Genomic DNA, 18,628 nt, shown 5'->3' with positions numbered 1-18,628 from the left:
CAGCGTCAAACAGTTGGTCCAACGCATCGATCATTTCGTGACCGCTTACAACGCGGACTGCCAGCCATTTCGCTGGACAGCTACTGCCGACTCGATTCTCGAAAAGTTGCACCGACTTTGCTCACGTATTAGTGGGACAGGACACTAGGTAACAGCTCTACAACCTGCCCCATGTAGCTGATGGACAGCCCTCGGCAGATAAATGAAGAACTACGCCCCTCTCAGGGAGGGGTGGATTTGCATCGCCTAAATCACACGATATCCGTATCATATTCTTTGCACACTTTCAGTGCCTCGGGCGAGGATTGCCCTCGCAAAAAGAATCAAAAAACGGAATCGGTTGTGGAAGCACTCGGGTCGTTAAGCACGCTGTATCGCAGCGTGCACCAAAGGCGGATCACGCCATTCTTCGTCGCCGCCTTCTGGCGGACGGATGTCCCATTGGATCCCACCTAACGGGATCCAGTCCTAGCGCACGCCAGGCATTCACTGAAGATCAAACAATGAATTTTCTTGGAAAGCCAGCTCGACTGGCTGTGATAGCGCTCGCCCTTACGCTGGCTGCATGCAGTGACAAGGCGGCAGAGAACCCTCCTGCAGCCGAGGTGGCTGCCTCGGCCGTCACTGTCAAGGCCGGCGACGCTTCGGTAGAAATCAGCGACACCGGCACGGTTGTACGTGCAGGCGACGCTTCCGTATCCATATCCAACACCAAATGATCCCCATCATGAACGCACTACGTAAGACGCTGCTGGTAACGGCCACTGCGGCCACGCTGGCCACACCGGCGGCACAGGCCATGGACATTGAGGCACGCGGCGTGGGGACCGCAAGGATTACCGACGATCTGGCATCCGTCCGCACGTCAGCGCTTAGGCAGGCCAAGCGAAATGCGGTGCTGGCCGCGCTGGACAAGGTGGTCGGGGCAGGTACCAGCAAGAGTGCAGACGTGCAGGCAAAGCTGGATGACCTCGTCGTCCAGGTGGGGGAAGAATCGTTCTACAGCCCTGTTCCCAGTTCTGTGGATGGGCAATACCAGGTCAGCATCACGCTGCGCATGGACGACAAGGCGCTGCGGACGCAGATCAGCGATCTTGGCCTGGCGTTGAACACCACCACGACGCGCAGCCAACCCATCCTGGTGATGATGGACGAATTCTTCACCACTCCCACAAACTTGCGCGCACCACTGGAAGAGTTGACCGAATTCAGGCATGAGGAAGGCAGCAGCTACAACGAAAAGGAGGCTGCTTCCAGCTCGAAAAAGGCGGCCTACGCTGCAAGCAGCAACTCGGCCTACGCATCGAAGGAGCAGGCCGCCTATGCCGTGAAGGAAAGCGCGGCAGGCCGGGTGAGCGCGGCCCGGGACACGCAGGTGGCCGGTGCCGCGCGCGACGGATATGGTGGCCAGGCCGCCGTGGCCGGTCGCGACAGCGCCCGCTACGATGCCGCCAGCGCCAGCAGCCGGCAGGCCGCCGGCGCGGCCTCGCGTCAGGTTGCTGCAGCCAGCAGCAGCAATGTCGCCGCCGCCTCTTCGTCCCAGTCGGCATACGCGCACAACGTCAGCGCCGAGGACCATAACAACACGTACTTCCGCAAGCTGGTCAAGTACCAGCCCCAGAACACGGGACCGGACAAGAAGAACTACACCTATAACGAGTTGAAGGGTCAACTGGGCGATCTCGATATCAAGGTCATCGACAACGCCGTGTTCAAGAGCAAGTATTTCGGCAACCGCGCCATCACGCTGGACCAACTGGAAAACGGCGCCGAACTGGCCAAATACACGGAGTTCGCGCGCCAGGAAGCCACCGCCGACTACCTGATGATCGGCTCGTCCGTCATCTACGACGTGGGCGTGGACAAGAACTCGGGCCAGCCGGCATGCACGGGCGTGGCCAGCACCAAGACGTTTTCCACCAAGACCGGTGAAGATATCGGATCGGCAACGCAGTCCGAGGCAGCCATTGGCATCTCGTCCGACGATTGCCGCGCCAAGCTCGCGGGCAAGCTCGCTGCAAGCCTTGGCAACCAGGTCGGCAAGCGCATTCAGGACTTCGTCAAGCGTCGTACGATGTATGGCGCCGAGTACGTGATCCGCCTGACCGGTGGCACGCTGTCCCTGACGAATCGCACTGCATTCAACCAGGCGCTGAAGAACGTGCCGGGCTTGGAGAAGGCAACGCAGCGCCAGGCAGGCACTGACAAGCTGGAAGTCGTGGCGACCTATCGCGGCACCGACCCGCTCGACCAGGCCGTGGCCATGGCGCTCGGCGGCAACCCGATGTTTGCCGGCCTGGACTCGATGGTCGACGGCAACATCGTCACGCTCTGCATGAACGGTTGCGCCAAGACCAAGGCCGCTCGCTGACATGCGCGAGACGATCCTGACAACCGCCGCCGCCGCCGCGGCCCTGGCGGCCTGCGGTAACGCCGCCGCGGCCGCTGGCGTAGGCCTGTACGTCGTGCCGGGCATATTCTTTGATGATGCCGGCGCTGGCGCGGGCAGCAGCAAGATCGATCCCGCATTTCGTCCCGCGCTGGACATGAAGCAAAGCGTGGCGAAGCTGCAGGAGCGCGCCCAGGCGCATTTCAAGACCCTCGCGCCAACCATCGACAGCAAGAACAGGCTGCGCACCCTGGCCTTGTCGGTCCAGGTCACGCGCGCGTCGCGCTACCAGATCGAAAAGTCCGATGGCACCACGGACATCTACCTGCCGTTGACACTGAGCCTGTACTTCAGCAATCCGATGACCGGCGAAGTGCTGCAGTCGTTCAGCCAGACGCGCTACGACGTGATGACCGTCACGCTCGCATCGGGCAAGGCGGCCATCGACGCCAGCGTTGCCAACGCCTACCGCAACGGCTTTGCGACGTTGCTGGACACGATGCTGGCCGGCGCTGCCGGCCAGTTCAATCCCTACGTCGTGGAGACACGCGTTGTCGATACATGGCGCGGCTTTGTGATTCTGGACCGCGGCTACCGTGCCGGCATCGGCAAGGGCGATGTCATGAACGACGGCGCAAGCGAAATCCGCGTGGAACACGCTGGCGCCGACTACGCAGTGGCAGTGCCGGTTCTGGGCGCGCCCAAGGATGGTGCGGTGTTCAGCCGCGCGGGCACGATGGCGCTGTCCGATGTGAAGAAGCCCCGCGTGCTGGCCCTGGTCAGCGACGGCAACGATGACTTGTCCAACGCCGTCAGCACGCAGCTGTTCACCGACAAGCTCGGCAGCGGTGCACCATTTGCCACCCTGCCCCTGAACGGCAACTTCAGCCAGGTGCAGGCGTCGATTGACAGCAATACCAGTATTGGCCACGAAGTGAGTGGCAAGCGCGCCCTGCCCGACTACTTCATCCGCATGGTGGTGCCGCCAGCGCGCCAGTACGCGCTGCCGACCAACCTGGCCTACAAGACGCTGCAGAGCTATCAGGCATGGGCGTTCGCGGAACTCCTCTCGCGCGATGGCCGGGTGCTCTATGCGGCGGACGTAACCCAGCGCATTGACGACACCATCACCGACAAGGCCGGCTTCAATGCCGCCGACCGTCGCGAGGTGGTGCTCAAGAATGCGCTGAACGACCTGGCCGACCGGTTCAGCAAGGAAGTCCGCTTCCAGCCGCTGACGCTGAAGGTGGTGGCAACCAATGCAGACACCTTCCAGGTTGACGATGCCGCCGGAGCGCTGCAGTCCGGCGACACCATCCGCGTCTATCACGGCATCGGCAAACCGGGTCCGTTGACCGAGGAAGCCCTGGTCCCGACCTGGGAGGCCACCGTCGTCAGCCGCGACGGCGCCCGGGTGACTGCATCTCCCGTGCTGCCGATTGCCGGCAAGCCGCCACGCCCTGAATCGGGCGACGTTGTACTGGCCGACAGTGTGGCCAACGCACATGGTGGCGGCCAGCGCATGGCCTACTGCCCCGCCGAAAAGAGCCAGATTGGCACCGTTGCACTGGACCGCTTCAACCTGCTGGCCTACGCAGGCGCGGCGTCAGCGAAGGTCGTCATGATCAATCCGGCGCTCGCTGACCTGGTCAAGGGGCGCGTAGGAGGTCAGTCAGGCTTTGCCCGCGATCTGGCACTGCGGCCTGGTTCCTATGACCGTTGCATCGAAGCGCTCTACCGGATCGATCCGCGCGATCGCAAGTGCGAGGACGGACTGTGCGCACAAGGCTACAACGTGCGGCTGGCCTATCGCCAGCGCGCCGGCGGCAACGTGGTGGGACAGGCCATTCTCGAACACGGTTTTGTCTCGAACGGTTATCCCGCCACGGCCGATGCCACCAACGTGAACGCCCTGCAGGCCATGGACCTCGACCGCGACACGCGCGCGAGCCTGGACGGCGTCATGAAACAAATGCTGAATCCCAACTGAAGGAAATATCAACGATGAAGAAGACCTCCCTCGCATTGGCTGCCCTCGTAGGCGGCACACTGTTCCTGTCGGCCCCGGCTGCCATGGCTTTCGGTCTGGGCAACATCACCTCAGCCATTCCGGGCGTGGGCGGTGCATCCGCCTCGGCCGTTTCCGCTGGCGACATCGACGCGTTCATTCAGACCGCCAATGATGCAAACCAGATGATCGGCACATCGTCGGCGCACATTTTCAAAGCCTTGGCCAGCAAGGAAGAGATCGCAGCGCTGGAAGCCCGCCTGACGGCCGCCAACGCCATCGCTGACCCCGCCGAGAAGGCCGCCGAGATCAGCAAGATCAAGAGCGACGAAGCCACGGCCGTCCAAAAGGCACTGGCTAGCAAGGAAGGGGAAGCCAAGCTTGGCGCCATGAACAAAGCCCAGATGGCTTCGTTCGGCAACGCCGCCTTCACGTTCATGCTGGGCGTTCTGAAAGACAAGCAGCTGGCCGAAGGTAGCACCGCCCTGGTGTCGGGCGTGGCGTCGAACCCGACGCTGGTCCCGCGCCTTGGCGCACTGAAGGACGTCGCGTCGTCGGTCAGCTCGCAGGTTGCCAACACCGCCAAGATCGGCGAAGGCCTGGTCAAGCTTGCCAAGGCCGGCAAGATCGCTGCGTTGCCGGCGTCGGCCTCCGAAAAGCCGAAAAAGGTCGACGAGATCTAAGTATCCACTCCCGGCTTCTTTCGTTGCACAAGAAAGCATGGCTCGCAAGAGCCATGCTTTCTACTTGGTCGCAGAACTCTGCCAGCCACCCGGCTGTGTCAATTTGAGCGACTGGGCCTCAGAAACCATTTCCTTGTTCGCTGCTTGTACTGTCGATAACCCGTTGAGAAAATCGGAGCGTTCTTGGTCTGTAGACAGACGGTCAACATCGGCACATTCCTCCGGCATAAGTTGGACGGCTCTTTTAGTACCGCGCAGCGCCTTGCAAACTACCGCTAACTTGTCGCAGTCGGCGCTTCATCGTCACGGGGACACAAGCGGATTTAGGACTGCATATTCACAGCTGTGTGAAATCCAAGCATTATCGATTGCTAAAGCTATCGTTCGAAGCATGCAAGCAGTTCCTGTCCGATACTGTAGTGTCCGAGGAAGACTGCGAGAGAATCCTTGAAAACCTGCGCCAGGAACGCCCCGCCCTTCTGGAGGGATCTGATGCAATCCATCAACGACGAAGTAAAGTGTCTTCGTACGATTCTTGCGCAACACCTTCAGCCGTAAATCCTCGAACTCACTGTCGCTGAGCAGATCTTTCTGCAAAGCCTCTGCATAGCAATACCAGTGAAACTGTTCGGCGAGCGTGAGCCGCAGATACTCTAATCCGTAGGTGACGCTACTGGCAGGTTTGACGAATAGCGCAAAGCTCTGGTCCGGGTAAGCCTGACAAAATTAGGCCAACGTCGTTGTCACGCCGTGTCGCAGGAGCGTAGGTCGATTCTCCGTCTGTACCCGAACCTCATGCATAAGCGTAATCGACAAAGATAGCGAGAATACGCGTTCTAAGGTGAAATCGGCTCAAACCGAGACGGATTTCGCCCCCCCCCTCTTTTGGTGGCAAGAAGCGTCATCGTGGTGTGGCCCACCAGGGGCAGATGTCTTCCGCCTCGCATCTCGCCCCTGCCGGATGGATGGCCTATCGCAAGCTGGCGCCCGCCGGCTCCCTTTCCCAAAGAACATCTACCGCCCTACCCTTCCCGAGCCATCGCATTTCGCCCCACAATACGCTGCTATATCGATAACCAACCTTATCGATACAGTTTTGTCTCAACAGCCAACTGGCTTCCCTACCCGATTGCCTCCCGTCTGGGTCGGCAGGGACACACTCGTACAGGCGAAGTTGGAGAGGCCGACCCGCCGGCCAGTTCTGTCAAGATCCGGCTAGCGCCAGGCCGACCGCCGGGCAGAGTTCGGCTGCGGATTCAACCCATCGATGCAACACACTGGAGGCTGCGTAAGCAGGAGGGTAACCGGGCTTTGCCTAGCCCCTTGTCGAGGGCTGCGCTTCGGCAAGAATTTCCCGGATGGCTTGCTCGAAGGCTTCCACAGGGGCTGTCCGCCAGTGACGAGATAGCGGTTGTTGAAGATGACGGACGGGACCGACTGGATGCCCATGCCTTGGTACTCCCGCTCTTCTGCACGAACCTCATCGGCATAGTCATCGCTTTCCAACACCTTGCGCGCCTCCACTACATCTAACCCTGCCAATTCCGCAGCTTCGACCAGCACGTCGCGCTTGCCTGGATCTTTGCCGTCCGTATGGAAGGCGCGCAGCAGCGCCAACTTGAGCATTAGCTGCCTGCGCTTGATGCCAGCCCAATGCAGCAGCCGATGGGCATCAAACGTGTTGTAGACGCGCGTGCGTGCGCCGAAGACAAAGCCCATGCTCGCGCCACGCTCACGAATCATGGCCTGGCTCTCGGCAATCTGTGCCGGCGTGCGTCCGTATGAGTGCCGCAGTCGGCGACAGGGTAGTCCGGATTGCCAACCTATGCAGGAATGCACTGCAGGCATGTCGGGCTTAGGGGCGACCGCGAGGTCTGTCGCGTGATTCTGCTCCGTTAGCGCATCGCGCAAGTCCGGGCAGATAGGGATGACGGCAAGCTGTCGTTTAGGCACGCATCTTCTTCCCTTAGGATTCAGGTTTGTCGTGTAGGCGCACAGATTTCGATATGTTTGTCGCTTAACCACGCATCGTGTCGCTTTAGCCACTCGCCGGCCGGCAGGTAATAATGATTGGCCCTTTGGGCGCCTGCACTTGCAGGGCGGCTTGTTCTGCGCCACAGTTGGCCTACCGGACCAGGCTGGAGACTGTGATGGGAAACCGGCTCGCCTCAGAAACGTCGCCTTACCTCCGACAACACGCAGAGAATCCAGTCGACTGGTATCCCTGGTGCGAAGAGGCCTTTCGCCGCGCGCGCGACGACGACAAACCGGTTCTGCTTTCCGTCGGCTACGCCGCCTGCCATTGGTGCCATGTCATGGCGCACGAATCGTTCGAGAATCCCCGGATCGCCGGCCTGATGAACGAGCGCTTCGTCAGCATCAAGGTCGATCGACAGGAGCGTCCCGACATCGACGACATTTACCAGAAAGTCCCCCAGATGATGGGACAGGGCGGCGGCTGGCCGCTGACGGTGTTCCTGACGCCGCAAGGAGAACCGTTCTTCGGTGGCACCTACTTTCCGCCGGATGACCGCTATGGCCGCCCTGGGTTCGAGCGTGTGCTGCTGAGCCTGAGCGAAGCCTGGACACATCGCCGCCAGGAGCTGCGTGACACCATCGGGCAATTTCAGCAGGGGTTCCGGCAGCTCGACGAAGCGGACCTGGGCCGCGAAGCCGCCGAGGTCGAGGACCTGCCCGCACAGGCAGCCCGTGCCCTCGCGCGAAATACTGATCCGACCCATGGTGGATTGGGCGGAGCGCCCAAGTTTCCCAACGCAAGCGCCTACGACCTCGTGCTGCGCATCTATCAACGAACGGGTGAACCCGCGCTGCTTGATGCGCTGGAGCGCACGCTCGACGGCATGGCGGCCGGCGGCATCCATGACCAGCTCGGAGGTGGGTTCGCCCGCTACAGTGTCGACGAACGTTGGGCCGTACCCCACTTCGAAAAAATGCTTTACGACAACGGCCAGCTCGTCTCACTGTACGCGGACGCCTATCGCCTGACCAGCAAGCAAGCTTGGCGCCGTGTATTCGAGGGAACTATCGCGTACATTCTGCGGGACATGACGCACCCCGATGGCTGCTTTTATGCAGGCGAAGATGCCGACAGCGAAGGCGAGGAAGGCCGCTTTTATGTCTGGACACCGGCCGAGGTGAAGGCTGTCCTGGGCGAATCCGAGGGCGCCCTGGCGTGTCGCGCTTACGGCGTGACCGACAGCGGGAACTTTGAACCCGGCAGATCAGTGCTCCACCGTGCGGTCACGCTGCCCCCCTTGGAGGAGGCGCGACTCGAAGGCTGGCGCGAGCGGCTATTTGCAGCACGCGCCCAACGCGTGCGCCCCGGCCGTGACGACAACATTCTCACCGGCTGGAACGGCCTCATGATCCAGGGACTCTGTGCGGCTTACCAGGCGACGGGCAACCCGGCACACCTCGCCGCCGCAAGGCGTGCCGCCAACTTTATCCAGGACAGACTCACCATGCCGGATGGCGGCGTGTACCGGTCCTGGAAAGACGGCACAGTCAAGGTGCCAGGGTTCCTGGAAGACTATGCCTTCCTAGCCAACGCTCTGATCGACCTCTACGAATCCTGCTTCGACAGGCGATACCTTGATCGCGCAGTCGAACTCGCGGCGCTCATCCTCGATAAGTTCTGGGAAGACGGGCTGTATTTCACGCCCCACGATGGCGAGCCATTGGTGCATAGGCCCCGCACGCCGTACGACAGCGCCTGGCCGTCCGGCATTTCAGCCAGCGTGTTCACCTTCTTGCGCTTGCATGAACTCACCGGCCACGATCGCTACCACGATCTTGCCGAGCACGAATTCCAGCGATACCGGGCTGCCGCCACCGCGGCCCCGGCCGGCTTCGTGCACCTCCTGGCCGCCAGAGACTTCGCGCAGCGCGGCCCGTTCGGGATCATTCTTGCCGGCGATAAGTCGGCTGCCGCCGCCCTTGTGGAAAGCGTTCACCGCACGTACCTCCCGGCACGCGTCCTGGCATTTGCCGAAGACGTTCCGATCGGCCAGTGGCGGCACCCAGTCAACGGCCGGCCCGCGGCCTACGTGTGCCGGCATCGCACCTGTGCAGCACCGGTAACCAGCGGCCGGGCGCTCCTTGAACGCTGCGCGACGTGACTGTCACGATGCTATTCGACCATTGTCCGCGATCCCTGAGGGTCAGCAAAGGCCGCCGAAATGCGGCCAGCTACATGTGCAAGCCTGGACTTCCGCTCCTCGCCGATTGCGTTGAATAACTCGGTGGACTCCATGTGTCGGCCATGCGGGCAGATCGACTTCCTCGGCCTGTCGACCGCCGACCACGAGGTCAACTACCCCACCATCACCCGATGCCTGCAGCGGGCGCTGGCCGGAAAGTACGACCGGCTGGAGGTGGTAAACCTGTTCATGCTGTGCTCAGCGGACCCGGATGGCTTACTGACGCATGCGGCGCCACTCGGCGAGGCCCTTACAGTAACATTCTCGGCCGTTGACAACCAACAGCCGAATGGCCAGGGAGGGCGCGGGGCCGCTTAGTCCCAGCGCTCGTCCCTGACCTGCACCTTGCCGTCCTCCACCCGGACCGGAAAGGTCGCCACCGGCTCGTAGGCGGGCGGGCACAGCGCCTCGCCCGTCAGCAGGGAAAAATGCGAGCCGTGGCGCCGGCAGACGACTTCCTGGCCCTCCACGTCGCCGCCGCACAGCGGCTCGGCCTCGTGCGAGCAGAGGTCCTCGATGGCGTAGTAATTGCCACCCACATTGAATACCGCGACCTGTACGCCATCGACATCGACGCCGCGGCAAGTGCCGGGCGCGAACTCGTCGGCGCGGGCGACATCGATCCACTCGCTCATCTCAGAGCAGCCCCAGTTCCAGGCGCGCCGCCTCGCTCATTCGCTCTCTCGACCAGGGCGGGTCCCACACCAGTTCAACCTCGACTTCCTCCACCCCGCTGGCTTCCATCACGACGCCCTCCACTACACCGGGGAAGGTCTGCGCCACCGGGCAGCCCGGTGCGGTCAGCGTCATGCGGATGCCCACCTTGCCGCTGCCTTCGTCCACCGATAGCTGGTAGATCAGACCAAGGTCATAGATATTGACCGGGATCTCGGGGTCGTACACGGTGCGCAAGGCCGCTATCACCCGCCCCTCCAAGCTGTCCAGCTCAGGCTCGAACCTGTCTTCGTGTTCCTCGGCCTTGCGCAGCCAATCGATAATGCTCATCGCTTCACTCCGTTGAGACCGGCCTGGCGCTATTCTCCAAAGCAGCTTGCATGGTATGCCAGGCCAAGGTTGCGCACTTCACGCGTGCCGGGAACTCGCGCACGCCGGCCAGGACCTCCAGCTTGCCCAGCGGCACGCCGGCTCGCCCCGGCTCTCCGGTCACCAGCGCGTGGAAGCCGGAGAACAAGGCCCGCGCCTGTGCCTCGGTCTTGCCCTTAAGCGCTTCTGTCATCAGCGAGGCTGAGGCGGTGGAGATGGCGCAGCCTGAGCCATCGAAGCTGGCGTCCTCGATCACCCCGTCGCTGATTCTCAGGTACAGCGTCAGCCGGTCGCCGCACAGCGGGTTGAAGCCCTCGGCGCTGCGGTTCGCTGCCGCCAGCCGCCCGAAATTGCGCGGCGAGCGGCTGTGGTCGACCACCACTTCCTGGTAGAGGTTGCGCAGGTCAGACATCAGGCGAATACCTCCTGTGCCACGCGCACGGCAGCAAACAGCTCATCCACTTCTTCACGCGTGTTGTACAGCGCGAAGGAAGCGCGCACCGTGGCAGGCACGCCGAAACGCTCCATTACGGGCATGGCGCAATGGTGGCCGGCACGAACCGCCACGCCGTGCTGATCGAGGATGGTGCCGACATCGTGGGCATGGATGCCGTCCAGGGTGAACGAAAGGATGCTCGCCTTGTCGGCAGCCGTGCCGATCATGCGCAGCCCGGAGACCTGCCCCGCCCGCGCGCTGGCGTATGCGAGCAGCGCTTGCTCGTGAGCGGCGATGGCCTCCAGGCCGACCGCGCGCACATACCCGATGGCCGCGCCAAGGCCGATGACGCCAGCGATATTGGGGGTGCCGGCCTCGAACTTGTAGGGAAGATCGTTGTAAGTGGTTCTATGGAACGTGACCTCGCGGATCATGTCCCCGCCGCCCTGGTAAGGCGGCATGGCATCGAGCAGCGCAGCCTTGCCATAGAGCACGCCGACGCCGGTGGGGCCGTAGAGCTTGTGCCCGGAGAAGGCGTAGAAATCGCAATCGAGGTCCTGTACGTCGACCTTGAGATGGGCCACCGCCTGGGCACCATCGACCAGCACCGGGATGTCCCGGGCATGCGCCAGTTCGATGATGTGCCGCACCGGGTTGACGGTGCCGAGCGCGTTGGAGAGGTGCGCCAACGCGACCAGCCTGGTGCGGGGGCCGAGCAATCGCGCGAACTCTTCCAGCATCAGCTCGCCGGCATCGTTGATCGGCGCCACCTGCAGCAAGGCGCCGGTGCGCTGGCACGCTAGTTGCCACGGCACGATATTGGAGTGGTGCTCCATCGCGCTGATCAGGATCTCGTCGCCCGGGCGCAGGCGCTGGCCGAGAGTTGCCGCCACCAGGTTGATCGCCTCGGTGGTGCCGCGCACGAACACGATTTCCTCGCGCCCGGCCGCGTTGATCAAGTCTCGCACGGCGTCGCGCGCGGCTTCGTAGGCGTCGGTGGCGCGCTGGCTCAGGGTGTGCACGGCGCGGTGGACATTGGCATTGAGCGCGCTGTAGTAACGTGCTTCGCAAGCGATCACGCTTTGCGGCTTCTGGGTGGTGGCGGCGTTGTCCAGGTAGACCAGCGGCTTGCCGTTGACGGTCTGGCGCAGGATGGGGAAATCCTGCCGCAGCCGCTCCACCTCCAGGCCGGCGGCCGGCACCGCGCGCTTCACGGCGCTCAGCTCATGCGCTGCCGTGTTCATGGCAACTCCTTCACAGGCTCGGACAGCCGGCCACGCAGGATCGCTTCCAGCCGCGTGCGCAATGGAACGGGGCCGAGCTGTCTGACGACTTCCTCGGCGAAGGCAAAGGTCAGCAGCGCACGCGCCGCGGCATCGTCCATCCCGCGCGAGCGCAGGTAGTAGATCTGCTCGGCATCGAGCTGGCCGACGGTGGCGCCGTGGCCGCATTTGACATCGTCGGCATAGATCTCCAGTTGCGGCTTGGTGTCGACCTCGGCCTGGTCGGACAGCAGCAGGTTGCGGTTGGACTGGTGGGCATCGCTGTGCTGGGCATCGGCATGCACCACCACCTTGCCGTTGAAGACGGCGCGCGAGGCGCCCGCCAGCACGCCTTTATACAACTCGCGGCTCTTGCTGTGCGGGCTGGCGTGGTCGATGCGGGTGTGGTGGTCGATATGCTGCCGCCCAGCGGTCATATACAGCCCGTCCAGCGAACACTCGGTATGCTCGCCATTCAGCCCGACTTCGATGTCGACACGCGCCAGGGCGCTGCCCAGGGCAAAGGAACTGGAGACGAAGCGGCTGCCCTGCCGCTGGTCCAGGTTCACGCCGGCGATATGGAAGGCCTTGAGGCTCTCCTGCTGCAGCTTGTGATGATCGACCTGCGCATCGCGCCCGGCAACGATATCAGTGATGGTATTGGTGCAATAGCCCAGGCCATCCAGGCCCGCGTGGTGCTCGACGATGCAGACTCGGCTGTCGGCTTGCGCCACCACGAGGTTGCGCGCATGGGTTGCCAGCTCCCCAGCCGTGGTGAGGAACAGCAAGTGGACCGGCTGTTCGGGGACGGTTCCGGCCGCCACGCGGATATAGGCACCGTCGGTCATGAACGCCATGTTCAGGGCGGCGAAGCCGGACGGGTAGTCGCCAGCGCGACGCAGGAGCAGCGCTTCCAGACAGTCCGGTGCGCGCTCCAGCGTGGCGGCGAGGCTGGCGAGCTCCAGGCCCGAAGGCAGAGTACCGATGCGCGACCATTGCGGCTGGTGTGCGCCATTGACGAATACCAGCAGGTGCGCGCCGGCCAGGGCGAGCGCCTCGATCCGCGCTGCCACCGCAGCGTCCAGGCCGTCGCCGGCCTGCGGCAGTGCCACGGCAAAGCGGCTTCTCTCGAGTGCGGCCACGCTGGTGTATTTCCAGTCCTCCTGGCGCAGCGTGGGGAACCCGGCCTGGGCGAAATGATCGAGCGCCTGCCGGCGCGCGTGCGCGAGCCAGCCCAGGCGGCGGCCGGGCAGCGCGGCCTCGACGCGGTCGAACTCGGCGAGATAGTGCTCCAGTCCGCTTGCGCTCATGCTGAAGACTCCATCCCGATGACGGCCTGCGCCTCCACCCCGGCATAGCCGCGCCGTTCCAGTTCACGCGCCAGCTCGGGCCCGCCGGACCTGGCGATGCGGCCGTGCGCAAGCACGTGAACCTGATCCGGCACGATGTAATCGAGCAGGCGCTGGTAGTGCGTGACCAGCACAATGGCGCGTTGCGGGCTGCGCATGGCGTCGATGCCCCTGGCGACGATCTTGAGCGCATCGATGTCGAGACCGGAGTCGGTCTCGTCGAGAATGGCGAGCCGGGGCTCCAGCACCGCCATCTGCAGGATCTCGTTGCGCTTCTTCTCGCCGCCGGAGAAGCCCTCGTTCACCGATCGGTAAAGCAGGTCCTGGTCCATTTCCATGAGCTGGAGCTTGTCCTTGACCAGGGCGAGAAAATCCATGGCGTCCAGCGCCGGCTCGCCGCGGTGCTTGCGGATCGCGTTGAGCCCCGCCTTGAGCAGGTAGATATTGGAGACGCCGGGGATTTCCACCGGATACTGGAAGGCGAGGAAGATGCCCGCGCGGGCGCGCTCTTCCGGCGGCATGCCAAGCAGGTTGGTGCCGTCGTAGAGGACTTCGCCCGCAGTCACGGTGAAGCGGTCGCGACCGGCCAGTACGTGGGCGAGGGTGCTCTTGCCTGAACCGTTGGGGCCCATGATGGCGTGCACCTCGCCGGCGTTCACGCTGAGGTCGATGCCGTGCAGGATGGGCTTGTCGTCTACGCTGACGTGCAGCTTGCGAATCTCAAGCATGGCTGGCTTCTTTCTCCAATGCGCCTGCAGCGCGCCCCGTGCGCGCCACCCTTACCCGATACTGCCTTCCAGGCTCACGCCCAGCAGCTTCTGGGCTTCCACCGCGAATTCCATCGGCAGCTCCTTGAATACTTCCTTGCAGAATCCGTTCACGATCATCGAAACCGCATCCTCGGCGCTGACACCGCGGCTCTGGCAATAGAACAGCTGGTCCTCGCCGATGCGCGAGGTGGAGGCCTCGTGCTCGACCTGGCCAGTGGCGTTCTTCACCTCGATATATGGGAAGGTGTGGGCGGCGCATTTGTCGCCCAGCAGCAGCGAATCGCACTGCGAGTAGTTGCGCGCGCCGATTGCGCTCCTGGCCATCCTCACCAGCCCGCGGTAGGCATTCTGGCCGTGGCCGGCCGAAATGCCCTTGGAAAGGATGGTGCTCCTGGTGTTCCTGCCGAGGTGGGTCATCTTGGTACCGGTGTCGGCCTGCTGGTAGTGGTTGGTCAACGCGACTGAATAGAACTCGCCGACCGAGTCGTCGCCCTGCAGGATCACGCTTGGATATTTCCAGGTGATGGCGGAGCCGGTCTCCACCTGGGTCCAGGAAATCTTCGAGCGTGCGCCGCGGCAGTCGCCGCGCTTGGTGACGAAGTTGTAGATGCCGCCCTTGCCTTCCCTATCGCCCGGATACCAGTTCTGCACAGTCGAGTATTTGATCTGTGCATCTTCCAGCGCGATCAGCTCCACCACCGCGGCATGCAGCTGGTTCTCGTCGCGCATCGGCGCGGTGCATCCCTCCAGATAGCTGACGTAAGCGCCCTGGTCGGCGATGATCAGGGTGCGCTCGAACTGGCCGGTGTTGCTGGCATTGATGCGGAAGTAGGTCGACAGCTCCATCGGGCAGCGCACCCCGGGCGGGATATAGCAGAACGAGCCGTCGCTGAACACGGCGGAGTTGAGCGAGGCGAAGAAGTTGTCGGTATAGGGCACGACCGAGCCGAGATACTGCTGCACCAGCGCCGGATGTTCCCTCACCGCCTCGGAGAACGAGCAGAAGATGATGCCGAGTTCGCCCAATTTCTGCTTGAAGGTGGTGGCCACCGAGACGCTGTCGAATACCGCGTCCACCGCCACGCCTGCCAGCAGCTCACGCTCGTGCAATGGCACGCCCAGCTTTTCATAGGTGCGCAACAACTCCGGATCGACCTCGCCCAGCGTCTTTGGCCCCGCCTTCTGAGAGCGCGGCGCTGAATAGTAGGCGATCGCCTGGTAGTCGATGGGCGGGTGCTTGACCGTGGCCCAGTGCGGCTCGGACATCGTCAGCCAGTGGCGGAAGGCCTTGAGACGCCACTCCCGCATGAATTCCGGCTCGCCCTTGATGGCCGAGATCATGCGGATCACGTCCTCATTCAGCCCGCACGGCACCGTGTCCGTCTCCACGGGCGTGTAGAAGCCATGCTTATAGCCTTGGCTGATCAGTTCATCGAGCTTGCGTGCAGGGGTTGCCATGTTTTGCTTCGCTTGCCACTGTCATCTACATCACGCTACGTCAGCTTGTGGCCCGTGTGCGCGTCGGGCGTGCAAGGCGCCAACATCTACCGTGTGCAACACCGGCTGTGCCATATCTGCCAGTGTCACGCCGTCAAGCGCCATAAAGATCACTCTGTTGATCGATTGCCAGTTGGCGCGGATGGCGCACAGACCTTCCTGTGCACACAGACCGGCAGCGACACTGCACTCGGTGATGCCGGCCGGGCCTTCCATGGCGTCAATCACCTGTGCGATCGAGATATGTTCCGGTGATCGTGCCAGCAGATAGCCGCCATTGGCGCCGCGCAACGACTGCAGCAAGTGGTGCCTTGCCAGCGTCTTCAGGATCTTGCTTGCCGTCGGTACCGCCACGCCAATCGCGGCGGCGAGTTCGGCGGCACTGTAAATTCGGCCCGGGTTTCGCGCCAGGTGCGTCATGATCACCGTGCCGTAGTCGGTCAGCTTGCTTAGTCTGAGCATCGTCGCCACCAGTATTTGTGAATTAGAACCGTTTCGGTCCTCATTTGTTCCGGCATCCCCATTTCGCGTGTCCGGTCGGGATGCGGAGAATCCGCTATCACCAGGCAGCCGTCGACGGTGTATAGATGAGCCGCTGCACCTAACGTGCGATGCGGGCAAGTCTTTAAGGCAGCAAGCGTTGGCCCGCCTCACGCCAGCGCCGAGGAGACTCAGGCATGGTTAACCAACCCATTACCGTCATCACTGGCGCAAGCCGCGGCTTGGGCCGCGCGGCCGCGCGCCGGCTGGCCACCGTGGAAGGCCATCTGGTCGTCGCCACGGCGCGCAATCCGACGGACCTCAAGGTGCTGGAGACAGAGCTCCGGCTTGCGGGTCATCCGATCGCTTGCCACACCCTTGACGTTACGGAGGACAGCTCGGCGGCTGCGCTGGCCAGCTGGCTGACCGAACGCTTCGGTCGCGTGGACGCGCTGATCAACAACGCTGGTGTTTCGCTCGACCACTACGACACCAGCCTGCTCGAACTGCCGCTCGGGACGCTGCGCCGCACCCTGGATATCAATCTTTTCGGCGTGCTTCGGATCACCCAGGCGTTGGCGCCGCTGCTGCGCGCCAGCCGCGCCGGCCGGGTGGTCAACCTGGCTTCGGGCATGGGACAGCTTGCGGAAATGGGCAGCGGCGTGCCGGCCTACAGGATCTCGAAAACGGCGCTGAATGCCGTCACACGCATCCTGGCCGCCGAGATGGCCGATAGCGGCGTCAAGGTCAACTCGGTGTGTCCCGGCTGGTGTCGCACCGACCTGGGCGGCCCCGATGCGCCGCGATCGCCCGAGCAGGGCATCGACACCGTGGTCTGGCTGACAACGCTGCCCGACGATGGCCCCACCGGTGGCTTCTTCCGCGATCGCCAGTCGATTCCATGGTAGCCAGGCACGATCAAGAGCGGGGTTCGAACGTGACTAACTTGCGCCAACCATGGGCCAGGCACCTCAACGCACTCAGTTGCTTAGCAACGACGACCGGTGGCACCGTGCCAGCCATCCCTACCACGCCGCGCAGCAGCGCGACCTCTCACTGGTACGGCTTTGTACTGGGGCGCCACTTGCTTCCCGCCGGCGCCCTGGACACCACAGCCATGCCCGTGCACTGCCTGGCCATCCCGCTCGGCCGGCATCCCGTCGCGATCCGCTGGCACGTCAACGGACGGCGCCTCTTTCGCGCAGCCAGTGATGCCCTTTCAAGCGAATGGTCAGCCCCGCTGGACGCCATCCTATTTTTCCGTGCGGCCCGATGCCGTTGTCCTGGCTCATGAACAGGCGCATGAACGCAGCGCGCCTGATCTGCGCTCTAGCTTCGCCGGAGGGCCCGACAGCGGGCTGGTGCAACTGGTCCTCGCGCTGGACGCCCAAGTTCAGGGCGGAAGCGGTCGAGGGCGAATTATGACCGCATGCAACATTCCCACGTTCAACAGTACGGAATCAATCAACTAGGGTGCCTGATCATGGCATTCGAAATCACCGCCGGGGGCATCCTCTTCCTGATCGCGCTGCTTGCTATCTTTTCGTGTTCTGCGAGAGTACGAACAAGGTGTGGTATTCATGCTGGGACGCTTCTGGAAAGTTAAGGGGCCGGGGCTCGTGTTGATCATACCGGTGGCCCAGCAGATTGTCAGAGTCGACTTGCGCACCGTGGTATTGAATGTCCCCCCGCAGGATGTGATTTCGCGTGACAACGTGTCGGTCAAGGTCAGCGCGGTCGTGTATTCGCGCGTGGCCGACCCCGAGCGCGCCATCATCCTGGTGGCCAACTCCCTCATCGGTCTGCAGGCTGTTGTGCTGCCCATTCCGCAGTCCCATTCCGCAGTCCGCAGTCCGCAGTCCGCAGTCCGCAGTCCGCAGTCCGCAGTCCGCAACACATTGTGGCTGTTAAAGCGGCAATCATCCGGTTGGCAGGCAGAGATCGAATGCCCGCTTCTCGGTGAGGATTCAACCGGTCAACGCAACGGATTGATGGAATCGTTCAGAGACGGCAGCAGTTTTGCGGTGGCGTACGACTGAGACCGGTTGCCAGTTTCTGCCTTTCGATTTTGCACGTTTTGCACCGCGACGTTGATCGTCATGTCTGGGGGAGCAACACCGGGCCCACCGTCGGCGAGCGCTTGTTGAATGCGCTGCGTGCGACCAAGGCACAAACCGCCGGCGTTCCAGCCAGTACACCGAGGGATGACGATGTGTGCCCGTGAGATGAAAATCCTGTCGCGAAGGCGACGGCGGCCATTTCCAGCTTACGACCGAGTTTGTGATTGCGTGTCATAGCGGTTGCCGCCCTTCGCCTTAGCTTATTCAGGTGGCCCGGCTCTCAATGCCGCGCCACCGACCGTGGATATCAGTACTCAGTCACCGGCGCATGCACCGGAGCGATCGATTGGTGCGGAGTCTGGGTGCGCTGGGCGGCCTTGTGCACCATCGTGTAGGCGTAGTCGATGCCCATGCCGTAGGCGCCCGAGTG

At 63.0% G+C, this 18,628-nt stretch carries 15 protein-coding genes and 4 pseudogenes; 9 read left to right on the top strand and 10 right to left on the bottom strand.

The annotated features are described in order from the left end of the window. The 5 genes and pseudogenes from AC1DOX_RS30135 to AC1DOX_RS30115 form a co-directional block, all read left to right on the top strand. Positions 1-148: pseudogene (locus AC1DOX_RS30135) on the top strand (IS630 family transposase); the annotation flags it as partial. Between the two features lie 355 nt (positions 149-503). After that, on the top strand, positions 504-719 hold the full coding sequence (locus AC1DOX_RS30130) for a hypothetical protein (protein ID WP_441624453.1): 216 nt from the start codon (positions 504-506) through the stop codon (positions 717-719). 8 nt (positions 720-727) lie between these two features. Further along, the gene (locus AC1DOX_RS30125) at positions 728-2,371 is read left to right on the top strand and encodes a hypothetical protein (RefSeq protein WP_477101653.1); all 1,644 of its coding nucleotides are present in this window, start codon (positions 728-730) and stop codon (positions 2,369-2,371) included. A 1-nt stretch (position 2,372) separates the two neighbouring features. Further along, on the top strand, positions 2,373-4,379 hold the full coding sequence (locus AC1DOX_RS30120; RefSeq protein WP_441624449.1) for a hypothetical protein: 2,007 nt from the start codon (positions 2,373-2,375) through the stop codon (positions 4,377-4,379). Between the two features lie 14 nt (positions 4,380-4,393). Further along, complete coding sequence (locus tag AC1DOX_RS30115) at positions 4,394-5,080, top strand: hypothetical protein (protein WP_092133658.1); 687 nt, start codon at positions 4,394-4,396, stop codon at positions 5,078-5,080. 1,315 nt (positions 5,081-6,395) lie between these two features. On the opposite strand, the pseudogene AC1DOX_RS30110 reads toward AC1DOX_RS30115, so the two are convergent. After that, positions 6,396-6,874: pseudogene (locus AC1DOX_RS30110) on the bottom strand (DsbA family oxidoreductase); the annotation flags it as partial. Between the two features lie 356 nt (positions 6,875-7,230). Between AC1DOX_RS30110 and AC1DOX_RS30105 the strand changes: the two are divergent. Both AC1DOX_RS30105 and AC1DOX_RS30100 read left to right on the top strand, forming a co-directional pair. Next, positions 7,231-9,219 (top strand): thioredoxin domain-containing protein, encoded by a 1,989-nt coding sequence (locus AC1DOX_RS30105; RefSeq protein ID WP_441624446.1) that lies wholly within the window; start codon positions 7,231-7,233, stop codon positions 9,217-9,219. 60 nt (positions 9,220-9,279) lie between these two features. Further along, positions 9,280-9,618 carry a DUF1643 domain-containing protein gene (locus tag AC1DOX_RS30100; protein ID WP_441624444.1) on the top strand — a complete coding sequence of 113 codons (339 nt, stop codon included), beginning with the start codon at positions 9,280-9,282 and terminating at the stop codon, positions 9,616-9,618. Here the strand turns inward: AC1DOX_RS30100 and AC1DOX_RS30095 are convergent. Genes AC1DOX_RS30095 through AC1DOX_RS30060 form a run of 8 tightly spaced genes read right to left on the bottom strand, consistent with a single transcriptional unit; the run spans position 9,615 to position 16,120 of the window. Next, positions 9,615-9,935, bottom strand: a complete 321-nt coding sequence (locus AC1DOX_RS30095) for a Rieske (2Fe-2S) protein (RefSeq protein WP_441624442.1) — start codon at positions 9,933-9,935, stop codon at positions 9,615-9,617. The two genes, AC1DOX_RS30100 and AC1DOX_RS30095, sit on opposite strands and share 4 nt — an antisense overlap. A gap of 1 nt (position 9,936) precedes the next feature. Next, entirely contained in the window at positions 9,937-10,305 is a 369-nt protein-coding gene (locus AC1DOX_RS30090) for an SUF system Fe-S cluster assembly protein (protein ID WP_441624440.1), read from the bottom strand. A 4-nt stretch (positions 10,306-10,309) separates the two neighbouring features. After that, positions 10,310-10,756 (bottom strand): Fe-S cluster assembly sulfur transfer protein SufU, encoded by a 447-nt coding sequence (gene sufU / locus AC1DOX_RS30085; RefSeq protein ID WP_441624438.1) that lies wholly within the window; start codon positions 10,754-10,756, stop codon positions 10,310-10,312. After that, the gene (locus AC1DOX_RS30080) at positions 10,756-12,024 is read right to left on the bottom strand and encodes a SufS family cysteine desulfurase (RefSeq protein ID WP_441624436.1); all 1,269 of its coding nucleotides are present in this window, start codon (positions 12,022-12,024) and stop codon (positions 10,756-10,758) included. Before AC1DOX_RS30080 ends, sufU begins: the two co-directional genes overlap by 1 nt. Beyond that, a complete protein-coding gene (gene sufD / locus AC1DOX_RS30075; protein WP_441624434.1) occupies positions 12,021-13,352 on the bottom strand; it encodes a Fe-S cluster assembly protein SufD in 1,332 nt (443 codons plus the stop codon). The genes AC1DOX_RS30080 and sufD overlap by 4 nt, the downstream gene beginning before the upstream one ends. Continuing rightward, a complete protein-coding gene (gene sufC / locus AC1DOX_RS30070; protein WP_477101652.1) occupies positions 13,349-14,119 on the bottom strand; it encodes a Fe-S cluster assembly ATPase SufC in 771 nt (256 codons plus the stop codon). Before sufC ends, sufD begins: the two co-directional genes overlap by 4 nt. A gap of 51 nt (positions 14,120-14,170) precedes the next feature. Beyond that, the gene (sufB, locus tag AC1DOX_RS30065) at positions 14,171-15,619 is read right to left on the bottom strand and encodes a Fe-S cluster assembly protein SufB (RefSeq protein ID WP_441624430.1); all 1,449 of its coding nucleotides are present in this window, start codon (positions 15,617-15,619) and stop codon (positions 14,171-14,173) included. Positions 15,620-15,649: 30 nt separating this feature from the next. Continuing rightward, the gene (locus AC1DOX_RS30060; protein WP_441624455.1) at positions 15,650-16,120 is read right to left on the bottom strand and encodes an SUF system Fe-S cluster assembly regulator; all 471 of its coding nucleotides are present in this window, start codon (positions 16,118-16,120) and stop codon (positions 15,650-15,652) included. Between the two features lie 215 nt (positions 16,121-16,335). Here AC1DOX_RS30060 and AC1DOX_RS30055 point away from each other — a divergent pair, with 215 nt between their 5' ends. Further along, positions 16,336-17,046: an SDR family oxidoreductase gene (locus tag AC1DOX_RS30055; RefSeq protein WP_441624428.1), complete on the top strand. Its 711-nt coding sequence runs from the start codon at positions 16,336-16,338 to the stop codon at positions 17,044-17,046. A gap of 575 nt (positions 17,047-17,621) precedes the next feature. Further along, positions 17,622-17,934, top strand: a pseudogene (locus AC1DOX_RS30050) (SPFH domain-containing protein); the annotation flags it as partial. A 571-nt stretch (positions 17,935-18,505) separates the two neighbouring features. On the opposite strand, the pseudogene AC1DOX_RS30045 reads toward AC1DOX_RS30050, so the two are convergent. After that, a pseudogene (locus tag AC1DOX_RS30045) lies at positions 18,506-18,628 on the bottom strand (hydrolase); the annotation flags it as partial.

Source organism: Cupriavidus sp. 01L415, from assembly GCF_056400065.1.
This window is presented reverse-complemented; position numbering and strand designations above follow the sequence as displayed.